This window comes from Vitreoscilla filiformis, from assembly GCF_002222655.1.
GTDB classification, from domain to species: domain Bacteria; phylum Pseudomonadota; class Gammaproteobacteria; order Burkholderiales; family Burkholderiaceae_C; genus Ideonella; species Ideonella filiformis.
Genome location: NZ_CP022423.1, coordinates 855,872 through 875,028, shown reverse-complemented (window position 1 = coordinate 875,028; position 19,157 = coordinate 855,872). Strand labels below are relative to the sequence as shown.

Annotated in this window: 16 protein-coding genes and 1 riboswitch; of the genes, 11 read left to right on the top strand and 5 right to left on the bottom strand. The window is 66.2% G+C overall.

The genetic code is table 11. The annotated features are described in order from the left end of the window. The 6 genes from VITFI_RS04075 to VITFI_RS04050 are packed head-to-tail and all read left to right on the top strand — an operon-like array spanning position 1 to position 7,158. Positions 1-1,023: an SGNH/GDSL hydrolase family protein gene (locus VITFI_RS04075; protein ID WP_089415904.1), complete on the top strand. Its 1,023-nt coding sequence runs from the start codon at positions 1-3 to the stop codon at positions 1,021-1,023. A gap of 50 nt (positions 1,024-1,073) precedes the next feature. After that, positions 1,074-2,603: a GDSL-type esterase/lipase family protein gene (locus VITFI_RS04070; RefSeq protein ID WP_157725552.1), complete on the top strand. Its 1,530-nt coding sequence runs from the start codon at positions 1,074-1,076 to the stop codon at positions 2,601-2,603. 10 nt (positions 2,604-2,613) lie between these two features. Further along, positions 2,614-3,732: an alkene reductase gene (locus tag VITFI_RS04065; protein WP_089415902.1), complete on the top strand. Its 1,119-nt coding sequence runs from the start codon at positions 2,614-2,616 to the stop codon at positions 3,730-3,732. A 1-nt stretch (position 3,733) separates the two neighbouring features. After that, positions 3,734-4,831, top strand: a complete 1,098-nt coding sequence (locus VITFI_RS04060) for an AbrB family transcriptional regulator (RefSeq protein ID WP_089415901.1) — start codon at positions 3,734-3,736, stop codon at positions 4,829-4,831. A 54-nt stretch (positions 4,832-4,885) separates the two neighbouring features. Next, positions 4,886-6,514: a peptide chain release factor 3 gene (locus VITFI_RS04055; protein WP_089415900.1), complete on the top strand. Its 1,629-nt coding sequence runs from the start codon at positions 4,886-4,888 to the stop codon at positions 6,512-6,514. Between the two features lie 38 nt (positions 6,515-6,552). Beyond that, complete coding sequence (locus VITFI_RS04050; RefSeq protein ID WP_089415899.1) at positions 6,553-7,158, top strand: Uma2 family endonuclease; 606 nt, start codon at positions 6,553-6,555, stop codon at positions 7,156-7,158. Here VITFI_RS04050 and VITFI_RS04045 read toward each other — a convergent pair. From VITFI_RS04045 to VITFI_RS04025, 5 genes are all read right to left on the bottom strand, one after another. Then, positions 7,129-7,713 carry an MOSC domain-containing protein gene (locus tag VITFI_RS04045; RefSeq protein WP_089415898.1) on the bottom strand — a complete coding sequence of 195 codons (585 nt, stop codon included), beginning with the start codon at positions 7,711-7,713 and terminating at the stop codon, positions 7,129-7,131. The two genes, VITFI_RS04050 and VITFI_RS04045, sit on opposite strands and share 30 nt — an antisense overlap. Continuing rightward, on the bottom strand, positions 7,710-10,382 hold the full coding sequence (locus VITFI_RS04040; protein ID WP_089415897.1) for a response regulator: 2,673 nt from the start codon (positions 10,380-10,382) through the stop codon (positions 7,710-7,712). The genes VITFI_RS04045 and VITFI_RS04040 overlap by 4 nt, the downstream gene beginning before the upstream one ends. Before the next feature lie 64 nt (positions 10,383-10,446). Then, on the bottom strand, positions 10,447-10,722 hold the full coding sequence (locus VITFI_RS04035; RefSeq protein WP_089415896.1) for a hypothetical protein: 276 nt from the start codon (positions 10,720-10,722) through the stop codon (positions 10,447-10,449). A 2-nt stretch (positions 10,723-10,724) separates the two neighbouring features. Further along, positions 10,725-12,635: a ferrous iron transporter B gene (gene feoB, locus VITFI_RS04030; protein ID WP_089415895.1), complete on the bottom strand. Its 1,911-nt coding sequence runs from the start codon at positions 12,633-12,635 to the stop codon at positions 10,725-10,727. After that, positions 12,632-12,886: a FeoA family protein gene (locus VITFI_RS04025; RefSeq protein ID WP_089415894.1), complete on the bottom strand. Its 255-nt coding sequence runs from the start codon at positions 12,884-12,886 to the stop codon at positions 12,632-12,634. The genes feoB and VITFI_RS04025 overlap by 4 nt, the downstream gene beginning before the upstream one ends. Positions 12,887-13,011: 125 nt before the next feature. Beyond that, positions 13,012-13,146, top strand: a riboswitch (TPP riboswitch). Between the two features lie 102 nt (positions 13,147-13,248). Between VITFI_RS04025 and thiC the strand changes: the two genes are divergently transcribed. The 5 genes from thiC to thiD are packed head-to-tail and all read left to right on the top strand — an operon-like array spanning position 13,249 to position 19,122. After that, complete coding sequence (gene thiC / locus VITFI_RS04020; RefSeq protein WP_089415893.1) at positions 13,249-15,117, top strand: phosphomethylpyrimidine synthase ThiC; 1,869 nt, start codon at positions 13,249-13,251, stop codon at positions 15,115-15,117. A 2-nt stretch (positions 15,118-15,119) separates the two neighbouring features. After that, entirely contained in the window at positions 15,120-16,352 is a 1,233-nt protein-coding gene (locus VITFI_RS04015) for an FAD-dependent oxidoreductase (protein ID WP_089415892.1), read from the top strand. Then, positions 16,345-16,563 carry a sulfur carrier protein ThiS gene (gene thiS, locus VITFI_RS17820; protein ID WP_157725551.1) on the top strand — a complete coding sequence of 73 codons (219 nt, stop codon included), beginning with the start codon at positions 16,345-16,347 and terminating at the stop codon, positions 16,561-16,563. The genes VITFI_RS04015 and thiS overlap by 8 nt, the downstream gene beginning before the upstream one ends. Positions 16,564-16,568: 5 nt before the next feature. Beyond that, complete coding sequence (locus tag VITFI_RS04005) at positions 16,569-17,390, top strand: thiazole synthase (RefSeq protein ID WP_089415890.1); 822 nt, start codon at positions 16,569-16,571, stop codon at positions 17,388-17,390. 10 nt (positions 17,391-17,400) lie between these two features. Beyond that, a complete protein-coding gene (thiD, locus tag VITFI_RS04000) occupies positions 17,401-19,122 on the top strand; it encodes a bifunctional hydroxymethylpyrimidine kinase/phosphomethylpyrimidine kinase (RefSeq protein ID WP_089415889.1) in 1,722 nt (573 codons plus the stop codon). The last annotated feature ends 35 nt before the right edge of the window (positions 19,123-19,157 follow it).

Below are 19,157 nucleotides of genomic sequence, written 5' to 3'. Positions count from 1 at the left end.
ATGAGCGATTCGAGCGCCCCGGGCGCACCGCAACTCAGCGCCATGCTGCTGTGCATCGGCCTGCTCACCGGCTGGGCCGGGCAAGACTCGTTGGAGCGCTATTTCGATGCGCGCTACCACCTCACCCTGGCCGACGGGTGGCGGGCTTGGCTTTCCCACGACGAAGACGCCGACACCGAAGACCCCAGTGCCGACGCCAGCACTCCCTCCGCTTCCTCGGCCCTGGACGGGCTGCCGACCCCACCCCAACCCATGACCGCCCCTTCGGACTTGGTCGCCGCCAGCGGCCCGCCGCCCAGCCTGGGCAGCAAGAAAAAAAGCCGGCAGGTGTACGTTGTGCGCGCTTTGCCGATGGGGATGTTCCTGCCGTCGCTCCAACAGCAAAAACTCTCCCCGGGCCCGCAGCGCATCTTGTTTGCGGGCGATTCACTCATGCAAGGGGTGGCGCCCTTGGTGATCCGCACCCTGAGCCAGCGCCATCCCGATTGGGAGAGTTTTGATTTGAGTCGCCAAAGCACGGGCCTGACGGTCAAGCGCTACTTTGATTGGCCGGCACGCATCATCGAGGAAATCGATGCCAAGAAACTCACCTTGGTGGTCGTCTTCCTCGGCCCGAACGATCCCTGGGACATTTACGAGCCGGGCCGCCATCTGGTTTTTCCCTCACCGCAGTGGGCCGAACACTACGCCAGCCGGGTCGATGAGGTGCTGAACCACGCCAAAACGCGGGGCGTGCGGGTGATCTGGGTCGGGCTGCCATCGATGCGCGACGGTCGGGTGCGCGATGGGGCCATCGTGCAAAACTATGTGTTCTCCGAACGCGCCCGCGCCCACGGCACCGACTATCTGGCCACCGAAGGGCTGATCGGCCCGTTGTCCCTGCCCTTCAAACGCACGTTGGACGACACGCCCCCCGTGCTCGACTTGCGCGCCGCCGATGGCATTCACTTCACCGCCGCCGGTTTGCGCAAAATTTCGACCGCGCTGCTGGCCCACATCGCCGCAGCCACCCCCTCGCCATGATGAAACCGTCTCTCCTTCGATGGGCCTCTGCCGCGTTGGCAGGGGTCTGGATGGCCGCGTCGAATGCGGCGCTGTCGGCCCCCACTGCGCCGTCCTTGCTGCCACTGGCTCGGGTTCAGGTGCGTTTACCCAGCGGGCCGACCCACAGCACGGTCGTGGCCGATCTGAGCTGCCCCAGCGTGGCCACGCCCAGCGCGGTGGCCAGCCGCGCCGCCCGCCCGGCAGCGCCCCCGGCGTCCGATCCGCTCGACATTCCGGACGCGGACAGCGTCGCCGCCTCCTTGCGCGATCTGGCCCGCGACGCTGCCAACGGCAATCCGCTGGCCTTCGCCCCCGCGCAAGACCGGCTGGACGACGTGCTGCGCGGCCTGACTGCGGGCCGTCGCACCCCCTTGCGCGTGGCGATCTGGGGCGACAGCCACTTGGCCGCCGGATTTTTCACCGACACCTTGGTGCGTCAAACGGGGCTGCCGCCTGAGCGGGTGCAGGCTTCTTTCCTGCCGGGCAGCATCAACCGACCGGGGATTCGCCTGCCGTTGCGGCGCAGTTGTTTGTCTGCTGGTTGGCGGCATGAGCCGGGTTATCTCAGCGGCAACGGCACCGCACCGGGGCCGGGTTTGGTCAACCTCAGCACCAGTGAGGCGGGATCGTGGCTGGCGCTGGACTTGCGCAACGCCGCCGGGCAACCCGAACGCCGCCCGCTGCGCTTGCTGTACCAGCAAACGCCCACCCCGATTCAACTCGCCATCAGCCTGGATGGGGGGCAGGAGTACATGATCGAACTGCCCGGTGGCCCCGCCGGCCCCGCCGCACTCGATCTGCTGCGCGACACCCCTGTGACGCAACTGCGCTTGCGCCTTCTGCAAGGGGCCTTGCGTTGGCACGGACTGGCGTTCGGGGCGGCCCCGGCAGGCGCGTCCCCGGCGCTGATCTTGGATGTGTTTGGCTACCCCGGGGCCACCGCCAACGCTTGGCGCCAAGCCGACCTGGCCTATCTGGGCAACTGGTTCCAAGACACCCGCTACGACGTGGTGATGCTCGAATATGGCACCAACGAAGGCAATGTGCGCAGCCTCGACGGCCCCACGTACCAACAGAACCTGCGTCAAGCCGTGGGCAAGCTGCGCACGCTGTTTCCCCAGGCGGCCTGTGTGCTGATTGCCCCCGGTGATCGCGGCACGCTGGTGCGGCGCGGCAGTGCCGGTTCGGAGGATTTGCTGCGCTTTTCACGCATCCACGCCGACATCGGGCGCTTGCAGCACCAAGTGGCACAGGACTTCGGTTGCAAAGTCTGGAGCATGCAAACCGCCATGGGCGGCCTGGGCAGTGCCTATCAGTGGGTGCGCCAAACCCCAGCGTTGATGGCCCGCGATTTGATCCACTTCAGCGTGCCGGGTTACCAGCAGTTGGCCCGGCAGTTTTTCAGCGAACTGGGTTGGGATCGGGTGGACTGGGCGCGTGTCGGCATCGCTGCCCCTGCACTGGCCGAGGTCGAGGCCACCGACGCGGTGGCCCTGAGCGCCTCCCAAGCCGCCTCCGGACTGACCCCAGAGGGCACCTCGGCATCGCAGGTGCAGTAGGCTTCTCGCCATGAACCTCACCCTTGATACCCCTTGCCAGGTCGGCGACATCGCCCTGGCCTCGCGCCTGGTGATGGCGCCGCTGACCCGCAACCGCGCTTTCGGCCAAGTGCCCACGCCGATGATGGCCACCTACTACCGCCAGCGCGCCAACCCGGCCACCGGCGCCGGCCTCATCGTCACCGAAGCCACGCCCATCAGCCCGATGGCGCATGGCTATCTGGACACCCCCGGCCTGCACACGCCCGAACAGATCGCCGCTTGGCGGGAGGTGACGGACGCCATCCACGCCGAAGGCGGCAAGGTGGTGGTGCAGTTGTGGCACGTGGGGCGCATTTCGCACACGTCGCTGTTGCCGGACGGGGCGGCCCCGGTGTCCGCCAGCGCCCGGCGGGCGAACAGCAAGACCTACATCCAAGGCGGTTTCGCCGATGTGTCGGCGCCGCGTGCGTTGGCCACCGAGGAATTGCCTGGCATCGTGGCCGATTACGCCCAAGCCGCCCGCAACGCCATCGAAGCGGGTTTTGACGGTGTCGAAATCCACGCCGCCAACGGTTACTTGCTCGAACAGTTCCTGCGCGACAGCGTCAACGACCGCACCGATGCCTATGGCGGCACCATCGACCACCGCGCCCGCTTGTTGGTCGAAGTCACCGAAGCGATCGTGGCGGCCATCGGGGGCGGGCGCACGGGTCTGCGCCTGTCGCCCATCAGCCCCGCCAACGACATCGGCCAAGACTCGAACCCGCAAGCGCTGTTCGAACACGTTGCCCGCCAATTGGCGCCGCTGCAACTGGCTTATGTCCACGTCGTGGAAGGTGCCACGGGCGGCCCGCGTGACTTGTCGGCGCAAGGTCTCACCTTTGATTACGCTGCGTTGCGCGCCGCTTTCCGCAGTGCCCAGGGTCACGCGCCGGCTTGGATGGTGAACAACGGCTACACCGCCGCCCTGGCCGCCCAGGTGCTGGCCGACGGAAGCGCCGATCTGGTGGCCTTTGGCAAGCCCTTCATCGCCAACCCGGATTTGGGCCGGCGCCTGCGCGAAGGCGCTGCCCTGAACGCCTTGGACGTGCGCACGCTCTACGGCGGCGGCGAAGCCGGCTACCTCACTTATCCGACCTTGGCGTGACATGAACGGTTGGGATCGGTTGAACGGGCACCTGGCCCGTGCTTCCCAGCCGGCCCGCATCTCGATCACCCTCGCGCTGGCCGGCGCGGCGGGGGCGCTGGCAGCGCTGCTGCATTTGCCCTTGCCGTGGATGCTCGGCCCCTTGTTGCTGAGTGCGGGCCTGAGCATGAACGGCGTGGCGCTGGCGGCCTCGCGCCGGCTGCGGGACGTGGGGCAGTGGGCCATCGGCACCACGCTGGGCCTGTACTTCACCCCGACGATGCTGCACGCCATGGCGCAGGTGAGTTGGGCCATCGCGCTGGGGGTGGTGTGGGCGCTGGGGCTGAGTTACGGCTTCTACCGTTTTTTGCTGTGGCGTCACGCGGCGGAGGCTGCGACGGGCGGGTTTCACCCTTCGTCGGCGTTTTTTGCGGCGGCCACGGGCGGGGCGTCGGAGATGGCTTTGCTGGCGGAACGCCACGGCGCCCAAGTGGATCGGGTGGCGGCGGCGCATTCGCTGCGGGTGTTGCTGGTGGTGACGCTCATCCCGCTGGCGTTTCAGTTCTCAGGTTTGCACGGGCTGGATGCGGTGCCCCCAGCGGTGCGGGATGTGCGCCCCACCGGCCTGCTGTGGCTGATCGTCCTGACGGCCAGCGCCTGCTGGGTGATGCTCAAACTGGATCGGCCCAGCCCTTTTGTGCTGGGTTCGCTGCTGGTGACGGTGCTGCTCACCGCCAATGAGGTGACGCTGTCGGCACTGCCGCTGGCGTTCACCAACCTCGGGCAGGTGTTCATCGGGGTGGCGCTGGGCACCCGTTTCACGCCCACGTTTTTGCGCAGTGGGCCGCGCTGGTTGTTGAGCGTGGCCGTGGGCACGCTGGGGATGATCGGGCTGTCGGCGCTGTTCGCGGTGGGCCTGGGGGCGCTGGCTGGATTGCATCCGGCCACGGTGGTGCTGGGCACCTCTCCCGGGGGCATTGCCGAGATGAGCCTCACAGCGCGCACCTTGCAGCTGGGGGTGCCGATGGTGACGGCTTTCCATGTCGTGCGCTACTTGGTGGTGTTGATGCTGACAGGCTGGCTGTGGCGGCTCGAAGCGTGGCGGCTGGCCCGCCGATAATTCGCGGTTTTGCTTGACCCACCCCGGTTCCCGCTCGGAATCGGGACGCCGCCCATGTCTGCCGAACTCGCCCAACAGGTGCGCCAGCGCCGCACCTTCGCCATCATTTCCCACCCTGACGCCGGTAAAACCACGCTGACGGAAAAGCTGCTGCTGTTCTCCGGCGCGATTCAAATTGCCGGCTCGGTCAAGGCGCGCAAGGCCAGCCGCCACGCCACCTCCGACTGGATGGAAATCGAAAAGCAGCGCGGCATCTCGGTGGCCTCCAGCGTGATGCAGATGGAATATCGGGGCTGCACCATCAACCTGCTGGACACCCCAGGCCACCAGGACTTCTCCGAAGACACCTACCGCGTGCTCACGGCTGTGGATGCGGCGCTGATGGTGATCGACGCGGCCAACGGTGTCGAACCGCAAACGCGGCGCTTGTTGCAGGTGTGCCGGGCGCGTAACACGCCGATCCTCACCTTCGTCAACAAGATGGACCGCGAGGTGCAAGAGCCTTTGGCCTTGATGGACGAGATCGAGCGCGAGCTGGGCATGACGGTGGTGCCCTTCACCTGGCCGGTCGGCATGGCCAAATTCTTCGGCGGTGTGCTGGACTTGCGCAAGGATCAGATGCGCGTCTTCACCCCCGGTGAAGACCGCGTGGCGGGCACCGAGGAAATCGTGGACGGCCTTGAGAACCCGGTGCTGTCCGAACGCTTCGGGGATGTGTATGAGCAGGCCGCCGGCGAAATCGAGCTGGTGCGCGAAGCCGCTCCGGCTTTCGACGAAGCTGAGTTTTTGGCCGGCCACCAAACGCCGATGTTCTTCGGTTCTGCGGTGAACAACTTCGGGGTGCAAGAGGTGCTGGATGCGCTGGTCGATCTGGCACCAGCGCCGGGCGAGCGGGCGGCGATCCAGCGCGTGGTCAAGCCGGAAGAACCGAAGTTCACGGGGGTGGTGTTCAAAATCCAAGCCAACATGGACCCGGCGCACCGCGACCGCATCGCTTTTGTGCGTGTGGCTTCGGGCAAATTCACCCGGGGCATGAATTTGAAGGTGGTGCGCTCGGGCAAGGCGATTCGCCCGAACACGGTGGTGACCTTCATGAGCCAGAAGCGCGAATTGCTGGAAGAAGCGTACGCGGGGGACATCATCGGCATCCCGAACCACGGCGTGCTGCAACTGGGCGACACGCTCACCGAAGGCGAAGCGCTGCAATACACGGGGCTGCCGTTTTTTGCGCCCGAGCTGTTCCGCTCGGTGGAAGTGGCCGACCCGCTGAAAACCAAGCAATTGCGCGCAGGTTTGACGCAATTGGGTGAAGAAGGCGCGATTCAGGTGTTCCGCCCGATGGCTGGCAGCGTGCTGCTGCTGGGCGCTGTGGGCCAGCTTCAGTTTGAAGTGGTGGCGCACCGGCTGGAGCATGAATATGGGGTGAAGGCGCGCATCATGCCGGCGCGTTTTAATGTGGCGCGCTGGGTGACCTGCGATCCGGCCGATGGTGGTGACGTCGAGTTGAAGCGTTTCGTTGACCACAACAGCCACCGCCTGGCGCTGGATGCCGTCGATGCCCCGACGCTGCTGCTGGAATATGCCGGGGAGTTGCGTGCGATTCAGGAGAATTGGCCGAAGATCAAGTTCCACGCGCTGCGCGAGCATGCGGGGTTGGTGTTTCAGAGGCAGTTGGAAGGGTGAGTTGGCCGGGCCGCGCCCGGCTTCACAAGGAGATCGTGATGGGACATGCACTGCGTCAACCGGGGTTTTCTTTGGAAGACTTCCTCGCCTGGGAAGAAACCCAGCCCGAACGCCATGAATACTTGCATGGCGAGACTTTCGCCATGGTCGGGGCGCGGCGGGTTCACAACTTGGTGGCAGGCAATCTGTACATGGTTTTCCGCCAGCACCTGCGCGGCACGCCGTGCGCGGTGCTCATGGAGACCATGAAACTGCGCGTGGCTGACGATGCGCTGTTCTACCCCGATGTGTTCGTGACTTGCGACCGGCAAGACCTGCGCACGGAACGGGAGTTCACCGCCCCGACCCTCATCGCCGAAGTCCTCTCCCCCTCGACGGAAGCCTACGACCGAGGCCAAAAATTCGCCCAATACCGCCGCCTGCCCAGCCTGCGCGAATATGTCTTGGTCAGCCCGGAAACCCGCGAGGTGCTGCTGTTTCGCCGCGACTCCGCCCATGGGTTGTTCACGCTGCACGACTTCAGCACCGCCCCCGCGCTCGAATGCGCCAGCATCGGCTGCACGGTGCCCCTGGTCGATGTGTTTGAAGGCATCGATCCGCTGCCGGACGAGCCCTCAGCCGAAATGCCGCCCAGCGGTGCGTGAACGGAACAAGTCCACCAACGACAGCTCACGCGGGCCCGGCTCCAACGTGACCTCATCGCCGGCTTGAATGTCCCCCGGCGTCAGCACCGCCAAGTACACGCCGCAAAACCCAGACTCCACCATCAGCTTGGACGCCTTGGCAAAACCCATCGCCTCGTTGAATTTGTAGCAGGGCCGGCGCGGCTCACTCACCACCAGGGTGCAGCCGCTGGGCAAGTGCCATCGATCACCGATCCACATTTGGCGCTCGCTCACCCCGGCGAGGGTGAGGTTCTCCCCCATCAAACCCGCTGGCACTTCGGTATCCCACGCCGCCACACGCGCCTGCGCCCGCACGGTGCGCCAAAACGCCAAATGCTCACTCGGGTAAGCGTAGACCGCTTTGGCCAACCCACCATGCACCGTCAAGTCGGCTTGCTCGTCGCCCGCCAGACCCAACGCTCGGCAGGCCACGGGGCCGCTCACAGGGCGCTTGTGCATGCCCGTCATCACCCGCCGGCCCGCGATCTCCATCGCTTGCACGGCCCCCACATTCACGCTCAGAACTTTGATCATGGCGCCGATTGTGCCGACCCCTCCAGCACCGGCGGCAACCACCGCAACAAGGTGGCGTACAGCGTCGGGGGATCCACCGGCTTGGTGATGAAATCGTTCATGCCCGCACGCAGGCAGGCTTCCCGGTCTTGCGTGAACGCATTGGCCGTCATCGCCAGAATGGGCAAACCCAACGTGCCCGGCAGGGCGCGGATGCGGCGCGTGGCCTCCAAACCATCCATCTCGGGCATTTGCATGTCCATCAACACCCAGTCGTAGCGGGTGTGCTGCACGCGCTCCACGGCCTCGGCCCCGTTGTCGGCCACACTGACCCGCAAACCCACCGCCTCCAGCAGCGCCTGCGACACCAGTTGGTTGACCACGTTGTCCTCGCACAGCAGCACATGACCCCCCAACGCACGGCGCCGCAGTTGCACCTCCACCGCCTCCGGCGCGTGTTGCACCAGCAAGGGCGCTGGCGGCTGGGCCGAACGAGTCAACCAGGCGGTGAACCAAAACCGGCTGCCCTGCCCCGGCACGCTCTCCACCCCGACACGTCCACCCATCAGCGACGCCAAATGGCGGGTGATGGCCAACCCCAAACCGGTGCCACCGTGCAGGCGGGTGGTGGAGTTGTCGGCCTGCTCAAACGCCGTGAACAGGCGCGTTTGCACATCGGGCGCGAGGCCGGGGCCCGTGTCCTGCACCTCGATGCGGATTTCCACGCGCTGCCCATCGTCACTGTGGGCCCCGCTGTGGCAGCTCAAACGCACAAACCCCCGTTCGGTGAACTTCACCGCGTTGCCCAAGTAGTTGAGGATGGCTTGGCTCAAGCGGGTCGGATCCCCCAGAAACGGCCCCTGCAACTGCGCAGGCAGCACCTCCACCACCAAGTCCAGCGACTGCGCCTGGGCACGCTCCCTCACCAGCGCGGCGGTGCGCTCCAGCAAGGGTGCCAGCTCAAACACCGTCATCTCCAGCGCCAGCTTGCCAGCTTCGATTTTGGACAGATCGAGGATGTCGCTGATCACCGCCAGCAAGTGGTCGGCGGAATCTCGAATGCGCTGGAGCTGGTGCTGCTGCTGTGGCTCGCGCAAGCTGCGTTGCAGCAAATGGGTGAAACCGACGATGGCGTTCATCGGCGTGCGTATCTCGTGGCTCATGTTGGCCAGAAAAGCACTCTTGGCTTGGCTGGCCACCTCGGCGGCCTGTTTGGCCGTCGCCAGCTCCTGGGTGCGCTGGGCCACCAAGGCTTCCAGGTGCTCGTGGTGATGCTGCAATTCTTGGATCAAGCGCTGGTGCTCGGTGATGTCCTCCGAACTGATGATGACTCCACCCACACGACCTTCCACGTCCCACCAAGGCCGCACCTCCCAGCGCAACCACACCACCCGCCCGTCGGCTCGCTCGTAGCGATCCTCCTCGCGCCGTGTGACCACCCCTTCGGTCAGCGCCAGCGCGTGAACCTGGCGCCAGTGCGCCGGAACGTCTGGCGATACCTCGTAGTGACAACGCCCCAGCACCGGTGTGTCCAAACTCACAAAATCACGCAGCCAACGCCGACTCACCGCCAGATAACACATCTGCGTGTCGAACATCGCCAGGGCCGCCGGGGCGTGGCAGATGAACAGATCCAACATTTCCCGCTGCTGCCGCAGGGCGCGTTCGGTGGCTTGCTGCTCGGTCACCTTGCGCGCCAGCGCATCACGCGCTTCGGTGGTCTGCGTCAACAGATCATCCACTTGGGCTTTGGCGTCGATCGTGGCTTGATGGGCGGCTTGTAAATCAGCCGTCTTGCGCGCCACTTGGCGCCGCAGCGACAGGTTCCACAGCAGCAGCATCCCGCCCAACAGCGAGCCGCCCGCCAGCCCGTAGGCGAACCAGCGCCCCCAAACCGACAGCATCACCACAGGCTGCCCCATCCACTTTTGCTGCAAACGCTCACGCTCGATCGCCGGGATGGCCGCAAACCCCGTCTCCACCTGTCGCAAAACCGCTGCGCGAGACTGGAGCACCGCACGGTGAAACTGCCCTTGGTACAGCGTGAACGCCTCGCGGAAATCCTCCAACGCACCATGACGGGCCAGCAGAAAATGCGCTGGCGGGGCATCCAGACAGAACACCCGCACCTCGGCACGCAACGCTGCTTGAATCAACGCCTCGTAGCTGGGTCGGGTTTCGATGGCCGTGACACCCTGCGCTTGCAACTGCTCAATGCAGGCGTCTCCAGCTTTGGCGCCCACGGTAAAGCCGCGCAGCGCCGCCAAACCCTCGATGTTTTGAACACTGCGATGCGCAAAGATGGGCACGCGAATTTCTGCGTAGGGCGCCGAAAACGCCATCCACGCCTGCCGGGCGGGGGTGATGAACGCGGTGTCCAACACATCGGCGTGGCCCGATTTGAAGTCGGACTGGGCTTGCACCCAATCCGAGGCCCGCAACGTCACGCTCACACCGGTTTGGCGTGACCACAGCGCCCACCAATCGACCAGATAACCCTGGAGATGCCCCGCTTCGTCCCGAAACACATAGGGCGGATAGTTGTCGTCCAACGCCACCACCAAGCGTTGGGTCGGCTTGGGCACGACCGGGGGTTCTTGCGCCCACACCGCCGCCCCACAGGCGACCACCAGCAAGCCCCCAATGGCCCCCAAAGACCAGCAATACCGGCTGCGACGGGCAAGGTTCATGCGCGATTTCTGGCGATTACCACAGGAGCACCTGATTCTGCGCCAGGTGACCCGCGTTGGATCGTCAGGTTTTAGGTGGCTGGCGATGGAAGCGGATCACCGCCACGGCCCCGGCGCGGGCAGGTGAACCCGCGTCGCACCCTGCGCAGCCACAGCCACCGCTGACCTCGCCATGCCGGCGCAGCCAGGGCCGCCCAATGGCCAGACAGCGGTTTTCGGCCACGATGGGCTGGGCCAACAGCCAGCGCGCCAGCGCCCGCCGCGTCCGAGCTGGCATGAGCGTCCACAGCACATGCACCCAGGCCCCCCCCACAATGAGGCCGACCGCCACGGTTTGCATGTTCAGGCTCCCACCGCATTGGCCACCCGAAACGCCACCCAGGCCGAGGCATACGCCAAGCCGAACAAGTAGGCGCTCATGATGAGCGGGTAACGCCACGAATTGGTTTCTCGTTTGACCGTGGCCAACGTCGAGAGGCACTGCGGCGCGAACACGAACCACGCCAGCAGCGCCCAGGCCGTGGCAGGGTGCCATTGCTGGGTGAGCATGGGCAACAGCGCGTCGGCCACCTCATCGCCAGCGGCGGAGAGCGAATACACCGTGCCCAGCGCCCCGACCACCACTTCACGCGCCGCCATACCCGGCACCAAAGCGATGCAAATTTGCCAGTTGAACCCCACCGGCTCGAACACCACGTTCATCGCCTGACCAATGCGCCCGGCAAAGCTGTGCAAGATGGCTGGCTCGGTGTATCCGGCAGGTGCTTCGGGGTAACTTGCCAAGAACCACAGCACCACCGTGAGCGCAAAAATGATCGTGCCCACCCGCACCATGAAAATGCGCGCCCGCTCCCACAGCCCCAGCGCCAGGTTGCGCACGCTGGGCACGCGGTACGGGGGCAACTCCAGCATCAGCGGCTGGTAGCGGCTTTTCATCCAAATGCGCTTGAAGCTCCACGCCACCAAGCAAGCCGACAGCACCCCGGCGACATACAACCCAAACAGCGTCAGCCCACGCAAATTGAAGGGGCCGACCGCCCGGTCTGGGATGAAGGCCCCGATCAACAAGGCATACACCGGCAGGCGGGCCGAGCAAGTCATGAGTGGGGCGATCATGATCGTCGCCAGCCGATCGCGCCAATTGACGATGCTGCGCGTGGCCATGATGCCCGGCACCGCACACGCAAAACTCGACAGCAAGGGAATGAACGCCCGGCCCGACAGGCCCACCTTGCCCATCAAGGTGTCCAGCAAAAACGCCGCACGCGGCAGGTAGCCCGAATCCTCCAACACCAAAATGAAGAAGAACAAGATGAGGATCTGCGGCAAAAACACCAGCACGCCCCCGGCCCCGGCCACCGCGCCATCGACCAGCAAACTGCGCAGCGGCCCTTCGTCCATGTGGGCGGTCAGCCATTGGCCGAGCCAGCCCATGCCGGCTTCGATGGCGTCCATGGGCACGCTGGCCCAGGCAAACACCGCCTGAAACACCACGAACAACAACGCCGCCAAAATCAATGGCCCGACCACGGGGTGCATCACCCAAGCATCGAGGCGTTGATCGAAGCGCGGTTGTTGCATCGCGTTGGGCGCCACCCGGGCCAAGATGCGCCGCACCTCGCGCTGCAAGCTCAACACATCGGCATCGGGGCCGGCCAGGGCCACGCCGTGGCTGGGAGAATCCAGCATTGAGGGCTCGTCGGGCAGGCGGGCCAGGGCGTGGGTCAACGCCGCACGCAAGGCATCAGCGCCACCCGACTGCACAGCGATGGTCTCGACCACCGGGCAGCCCAACTCGTCCGACAGGGCTTGCACATCGATGCTCAGCCCGCGTGCCCGGGCCACGTCGGCCATGTTGAGCGCCACCAGCATGGGTCGCCCCAGGCGCTTGAGTTCGAGCACCAAACGCAGGTTCATGCGCAAGTTGGTGGCATCGGCGACGGCCACGAGCAGATCGGGCACATCTTCACCGGCCCGCCGACCTTCGAGCACCTCCAGCGTCACCTCTTCGTCGGCGGTGGCGGGGTGCAGGCTGTAGGTGCCGGGCAAGTCGATCACGGCGACATGGCGGCCATTCTCCAGCTTGGCGTGGCCGACTTTGCGCTCCACCGTCACGCCCGCGTAGTTGGCCACTTTTTGGCGCGCACCGGTCAGCAGGTTGAACAGCGCGGTTTTGCCGCAGTTCGGGTTGCCGACCAGGGCCACACTCAGCGGATGCGTGGCCAAGCCCGGTTGCAAAACAGCGGCGTTCATGCGGACGCCCCTTGCACGCTCACCGTGATGCAACGCGCTTCCAGCAAGCGCAGGGCGAACATGGTGTCACCGACTTGCACCGCCAGCGGTTCACGCCCGCCGGGGCCGCGCTGCACCACGCGCACGGGTTCCCCGGGCAAGAAACCGAGTTCGGCCAAGCGGCGCAGCACGGCGGCGTCAATGTCCGCACTGGCGGGCGTGACCTGCTCGACCGTGGCAGGCGTCCCCAAAGGCAGTTCAGCTAACAGCATGGCAAGTCCGTGGCGATGAGGTGTGAGTTGGCTTTAAACAAGAATAACTCTCATTATCTGCCGCCGTATTGAGTTGGACGAAGAAACTCGCCTATTGCGCAATTCCTGTGGCTTGCCCACAATCCGCGCTCGCTCCGGGGTGCCCCGGGTGGTGCGGTTGAAGAAAATCGCCCCGTCCGCTGCGCTGAGATGGCCGAATGGCCAAACCCGCTGTACTTGATCCGGTTCGTACCGGCGTAAGAAGAGCCCGCCCGCTTGGGTGTTGCGTGCCCTGCCTCCTTGCCAGCAAGGTGGGCCGCATCGCATCCCCGGGGCACCTTCGGAGCACACACCGTCCCCCCGTGCCCCAGGAGATCGCCCCGATGAACGCCCCCGACAAGCTCGAACAGCTCCTCACGCTGACCCGTGAGCCGTTCCCCGCTTCCACCAAGGTTTACGTCGAAGGCAGCCGCGCTGACATCCGCGTGCCGATGCGTGAAATCGCCCTGACCAGCGGCGAGCGCGTCACCGTTTACGACACCTCCGGCCCCTACACCGATCCGAACGTGGCGATTGATGTGCGCCAAGGTCTGGCCTCGGTGCGCGCCGACTGGATCGAAGCGCGTGGCGACACCGAGCCCTACACCGGCCGCCAGCGCGTGGCGCTGGACGACGGCGGCAAGCACGAAGACCGCGACGCCAGCCGCATCGAACAACTGCGCGCCCAAGCCGCCAGCCTGCAACGCGCACCGCGTCGCGCCAAGGCCGGTGCCAACCTCAGCGGCAACGTAACGCAGATGCACTACGCCCGTCAGGGCATCGTCACGCCGGAGATGGAATACATCGCCATCCGCGAAAACGGCAAGCGCGAGTGGATGCGCGAGTACCTGCAAGACGCCGAACGCGAAGCGCGCTTGAAGGGCAACGCCATGGGTGCCCGTATTCCCGAGATCATCACCCCCGAGTTCGTGCGTGACGAGGTGGCCCATGGCCGCGCTGTGATTCCGGCCAACATCAACCACCCGGAAGTCGAACCGATGATCATCGGGCGCAATTTCCTGGTGAAAATCAACTCGAACATCGGCAATTCGGCGGTCACGTCTTCGATTGAAGAGGAAGTGGAAAAGCTGGTGTGGTCGATCCGCTGGGGCGGCGACACGGTGATGGACTTGTCCACCGGCAAAAACATCCACACCACCCGCGACTGGATCTTGCGCAACTCGCCCGTGCCCATCGGCACCGTGCCGATTTACCAGGCGCTGGAAAAGGTCGGTGGCATTGCTGAAGACCTGACCTGGGACATCTTCCGCGACACGCTGATCGAACAAGCCGAACAGGGCGTGGACTACTTCACCATCCACGCCGGGGTGCGCTTGCCCTTCATCCCGATGACCACGAAGCGCCGCACGGGCATCGTCTCGCGGGGCGGTTCGATCCTGGCGAAGTGGATGATCACGCACCACAAGGAGAACTTCCTCTACACGCACTTTGAGGAAATCTGCGAGATCATGAAGGCCTACGACGTCACCTTCTCGCTGGGTGATGGCCTGCGCCCCGGCTCCGGCGCTGACGCCAACGACGAGGCCCAATTCGCCGAACTGCGCACCCTGGGTGAACTCACCGAGATCGCCTGGAAGCACGACGTGCAAACCATGATCGAAGGCCCCGGCCATGTGCCCATGCACATGATCCAGGCCAACATGGACGAGCAGTTGAAGCACTGCAAGGAAGCACCGTTCTACACCCTGGGCCCGCTCACCATCGACATCGCGCCGGGTTATGACCACATCGCCAGCGCCATCGGTGCCGCGATGATTGGCTGGATGGGCACGGCGATGCTGTGTTACGTCACACCGAAGGAACACCTGGGCTTGCCGGATCGGGACGACGTGAAGGCCGGCATCATTGCCTACAAGATCGCGGCGCACGCGGCGGACGTGGCCAAGGGCCACCCCGGCCAGCGCGCCCGCGACGATGCGATGAGCAAGGCGCGTTTTGAATTCCGCTGGCGCGATCAGTTCGCGCTGGGCCTGGACCCGCAAACCGCCGAGGCGTATCACGACGAAACGCTGCCCAAGGATTCGAGCAAGGAAGCGCATTTCTGCTCGATGTGCGGGCCGAAGTTCTGCTCGATGAAGATCACGCAGGATGTGCGCGATTACGCCGAGAAGGGCATGGCCGAAAAATCTGCCGAGTTCAAGGCGGCGGGCGGCGAGTTCTACATCCCCATCACCCCGGCTGAAAAGGCTTGACGATGAGCACGCCACTGCACATCGGCATCGCCGGTGCGGGCGTGCTGGGCCGCTTGGCGGCCTGGGCGCTGGCACGCGCCGGGCATCGGGTGAGTGTGTGGGATCCGGCCAGCGGCCCCGAGCCACGCAGCGATGGGCGCGGCCCGGCGGGTTTCACCGCCGCCGGGATGTTGAGCCCGCTGGCGGAGCTGGATCACGCCGAACCGGCCATCGCCCTGGCCGGCTGGCAAGGCTTGGCGCTGTGGGATACGGTGGCGGCGCAACTCGCCGCCCGAGGCGAGAACGGCCACCCGCTGGTGCGCCGCCACGGCAGCCTGTTGCTGGCCCACGGGCCGGACGCGGGCGCCGCCGAGCGCGTGCTGGCCCGCCTGCGTGCCGCCCCGGCTTTGCACGCCGTGCTGCCGGTACCGGAAAGCCTGAGCCGCGCCCAGCTCGCCGAGCTGGAGCCGGACGTGCTACCCGGCCTGCGCGCCTGGTACTTGCCCAGCGAAGGCCAGGTGCTGCCAGCGGACATGCTGCGCGCCCTCGCCGATGAAGCGCCCGGCGTAGCCTGGCACTGGGGCCACCGCGTCACGGCGGTGGAACCGGGCGCCGTGCGCACCGCCGACGGCCAACGCCACCCCTGCGACTGGGCTTTGGATCTGCGCGGCCTGGGCGCCCGTCAAGCCGATGCCGCCAAGCTGCACGCCGAACCGGGCGAGCCTTTCACCGAAACCCTGCGCGGCGTGCGCGGTGAGGTGGTGACGCTGCACGCGCCCGGTGTGGTACTGCGCCGGCCCATGCGCCTGTTGCACGCACGGCATCGGGTGTATGTGGTGCCGAGGCCGGGGGAGCGCATCGTCATCGGCGCCAGCGAGGTGGAAAGCGAGGATCGCTCGCCCGTCAGCCTGCGCAGCGCCGTGGAGCTGATGGCTGCGGCGCACAGCGTCCTGCCTGGGTTGGCGGAGGCGCGCATCCTGCACCTCGAAACCAACCTGCGCCCGGCGCTGCCGGACAACAACCCGCGCTGCGAAGTCGAACCCGGTTTGTTGCGGCTGAATGGTTTGTATCGCCACGGCTGGTTGCTCTCGCCTGCGCTGTTGGTGGATGCGCTGGCGCGAACGGGGCTGGCCCATGCGCTGCCCCCTCTCCCCAGCCCTCTCCCACGAGGGGAGAGGGAGCCAACTTCCGCAACGCAAAGCCCCTCTCCCCTCGTGGGAGAGGGGTTGGGGAGAGGGGGCGCCACCCATGTCTAACCCCCTCATCACCCTGAATGGCGAGCCCCACCCCTGGCGCCCCGGCCTGACCGTGCAGCAGTTGCTCACCGAAGCCGGCCTGGCCGAAGGCGAGGCCACCCGCATCGCCACCGCGCTCAACGCGCAGTTCCTGCCGCGCACCTTGCGCGCCAGCACCGAACTCCAGCCCGGTGACGCGCTCACCACTTTTGCCGCCATCGTCGGCGGTTGAACGCCATGACTTGCGATTCCCTTTCCTCCGCAGCGCCCACGCCGTGGACGCTCTACGGCGTCACGCTCACCAGCCGGCTGTTGCTGGGCACGGCGGGTTATCCGTCGCCCGCCGTGCTGGCCGAAGCCATCCGCGTCAGCCGCACCCAGGTGGTGACGGTGGGCCTCAAACGCACCCTGGCCGCTGGCGGCGACAACGGTTTCATCGCCAGCCTCGGCCCGGTGTTGAAGGCCCAAGGGGCGCGTCTGCTGCCCAACACCGCCGGCTGCCGCACCGCGCAAGAGGCCATCACCCTGGCCCACATGGCGCGTGAGTTGTACGACACGCCCTGGCTCAAGCTCGAAGTGGTGGGCGATGAACACACCCTGCAACCCGACCCCTGGGAGCTGGTGGCCGCCGCCGAACGCTTGATGAAAGACGGTTTCCACGTCTTCCCCTACTGCACCGACGATTTGGTGACCTGCCAGCGCCTGCTGGATGTGGGTTGCCAAGTGTTGATGCCCTGGGGCGCGCCCATCGGCTCCGGCCAAGGGCTGCTCAACCCCTTTGCCTTGAAGACGCTGCGCGAACGCCTGCCGGACGTGCCGCTGATCGTCGATGCCGGCATCGGCGAGCCGGCGCATGCGGTGCAAGCGCTGGCGCTGGGCTTGGATGGCGTGCTGCTGAACTCCGCCGTGGCGCAAGCCCGCGACCCGGTGCGCATGGCCGATGCCTTCGGGCGTGCCGTGGATGCTGGGCGCTTGGGTTACGAGGCCGGTGTGATGGCCCCCCAATCCATGGCCGTGGCCACCACACCGGTGGGTGGGCGGCCCTTCCTGATCGGTTGACAATCGGCGGATGAATCTGACGACGTGCATCACCGACACACACGAGGGCGCTTGGCCCGTTCTTTGGGCCATCGCAGGGACGGACAGCGGCGGCGGCGCCGGCCTGGCCGCTGACCAACGGGCTGCGGATGCGTGCGGCGTCCACCTGGCTCCCATCGTGGCGGCGGTGACGGCGCAAAACACCCGCGCCGTGCAGCGCATCGACGTGCAACCGCTGGCCAGTTTGGGTGCCCAAATGGCCGCATTAGCCGACGATCTGCCGCCCTGCGTCATCAAAACGGGTTTGCTGGGCCATGCGGATACGGTGATCGCGGTGGCGCGTCAGGTCGATGCGCTGCGTGAGCGGGGGCCGGTGGCGTTGGTGGTGGATCCGGTGCTGCGCGCCAGCACGGGCGCGGGTTTTGCCGATGAGGCCACGCTTCAAGCCTACCGTGAATGGTTGTTGCCCCGCGCCACCGTGCTGACCCCGAATCGCCGCGAAGCCGCCCAACTGCTGGGCCGCCCCGATCCGTTGGACGCCGGCACCCTGCCCGCCATGGCCGAGGCTTTGCGGGCGTTGGGGGTGGAAAGCGTGTGCATCACCGGCGGCGACTCGCCCGAAACCGGCTTGTGCCACGACTGGCTCGCCACCCCCGAAGCGTGTGGCTGGTTGACCGCCCCGCGTGTGGCCACCGCCCACACCCATGGCACGGGGTGTACGTTTGCATCGGGGCTGGCTTCCGCGCTGGCCCGGGGGTTTTGCGCCGCTGACGCCGCCGTTTTGGCCAAGATGTTGACCACCGATGCATTGCGCCGGGCACGCCCCATCGGTGCGGGTGCGGGCCCTGGCCCGGTGCGAGCCGATGCGCGTTTTGTGCTCGACCCGTCCTTGCTGCCGGTGTTGTGGGATGAACGCCAACCCCCCACCCGCACTGCCCTGGGTTTACCGCCTTTAGAGACAGGTGTCGCTGACCATGCGGTGTCTTGGCCAGTGCCGGGTGTCCCTCATGTGCCGGGGCTGTATGCCATCGTGGACAGTTCACAGCGCGCCCATGCCGTGCTGCAAGCAGCGACTGCTTCGAATGCCCCCGCCCCCACGATCCAACTTCGCATCAAGGCGGCGCCGGGCCAAGCCCCTGACGATGCCGCTTGGCATGCCACGCTGGCACTGGAGATTCGCGCTGCACAAGCCGCCACCGATGCGGCTGGCGCTGCGCTGTACATCAACGATCACTGGCAATTGGCCTTGCGACTGGGCGCGCCGGGGCTGCACCTGGGGCAATCCGACTTACTCGCCCTCAGCGCCGAAGACCGACAGACGCTGCGCCAAGCACAAGCCAACGGCATTCGCCTGGGCTTGAGCAGCCACAGCCTGTGGGAATTGGCCCGGGCAGCCGGCTGGCGTCCCAGCTACATCGCGTGTGGCCCCGTGTGGCCCACGGTCACCAAGGACATGCCTTGGCATCCCCAAGGCTTGGGCAACTTGGCTTGGTGGGTGCGCATGGCCCCCGCGCCGGTGGTGGCGATTGGCGGTATTTTGTCCGGCGCCCAAATGCAAGCGGTGGCAGCCACAGGCGCGGCGAGTGCCTGTGTGGTGCGGGGGCTCGGCCCGGAACCAAGCCGCACCCTGCCGGAGTGGCTCAGCGCTTGGCAATGCGGCCAGCAAAGCGCCAATGGCCCGATGCGCCGTGCCGCGCCGGCTTGGCCACAGCCGTGTTTGCCTTCCCTTTATGCAGGGCCGACACAGCGCTAAGGCATGACGCACCAAAGAAAAAAGGCGCCCATGGG

Excerpts from the sequence above, each read along its gene's own strand:
- VITFI_RS04075 (WP_089415904.1), top strand. The coding sequence starts at position 1 with ATGAGCGATTCGAGCGCCCCGGGCGCACCGCAACTCAGCGCCATGCTG.
- VITFI_RS04070 (WP_157725552.1), top strand. The coding sequence starts at position 1,074 with ATGGCCGCGTCGAATGCGGCGCTGTCGGCCCCCACTGCGCCGTCCTTG.
- VITFI_RS04065 (WP_089415902.1), top strand. The coding sequence starts at position 2,614 with ATGAACCTCACCCTTGATACCCCTTGCCAGGTCGGCGACATCGCCCTG.
- VITFI_RS04060 (WP_089415901.1), top strand. The coding sequence starts at position 3,734 with ATGAACGGTTGGGATCGGTTGAACGGGCACCTGGCCCGTGCTTCCCAG.
- VITFI_RS04055 (WP_089415900.1), top strand. The coding sequence starts at position 4,886 with ATGTCTGCCGAACTCGCCCAACAGGTGCGCCAGCGCCGCACCTTCGCC.
- VITFI_RS04050 (WP_089415899.1), top strand. The coding sequence starts at position 6,553 with ATGGGACATGCACTGCGTCAACCGGGGTTTTCTTTGGAAGACTTCCTC.
- VITFI_RS04045 (WP_089415898.1), bottom strand. The coding sequence starts at position 7,713 with ATGATCAAAGTTCTGAGCGTGAATGTGGGGGCCGTGCAAGCGATGGAG.
- VITFI_RS04040 (WP_089415897.1), bottom strand. The coding sequence starts at position 10,382 with ATGAACCTTGCCCGTCGCAGCCGGTATTGCTGGTCTTTGGGGGCCATT.
- VITFI_RS04035 (WP_089415896.1), bottom strand. The coding sequence starts at position 10,722 with ATGCAAACCGTGGCGGTCGGCCTCATTGTGGGGGGGGCCTGGGTGCAT.
- feoB (WP_089415895.1), bottom strand. The coding sequence starts at position 12,635 with ATGAACGCCGCTGTTTTGCAACCGGGCTTGGCCACGCATCCGCTGAGT.
- VITFI_RS04025 (WP_089415894.1), bottom strand. The coding sequence starts at position 12,886 with ATGCTGTTAGCTGAACTGCCTTTGGGGACGCCTGCCACGGTCGAGCAG.
- thiC (WP_089415893.1), top strand. The coding sequence starts at position 13,249 with ATGAACGCCCCCGACAAGCTCGAACAGCTCCTCACGCTGACCCGTGAG.
- VITFI_RS04015 (WP_089415892.1), top strand. The coding sequence starts at position 15,120 with ATGAGCACGCCACTGCACATCGGCATCGCCGGTGCGGGCGTGCTGGGC.
- thiS (WP_157725551.1), top strand. The coding sequence starts at position 16,345 with ATGTCTAACCCCCTCATCACCCTGAATGGCGAGCCCCACCCCTGGCGC.
- VITFI_RS04005 (WP_089415890.1), top strand. The coding sequence starts at position 16,569 with ATGACTTGCGATTCCCTTTCCTCCGCAGCGCCCACGCCGTGGACGCTC.
- thiD (WP_089415889.1), top strand. The coding sequence starts at position 17,401 with ATGAATCTGACGACGTGCATCACCGACACACACGAGGGCGCTTGGCCC.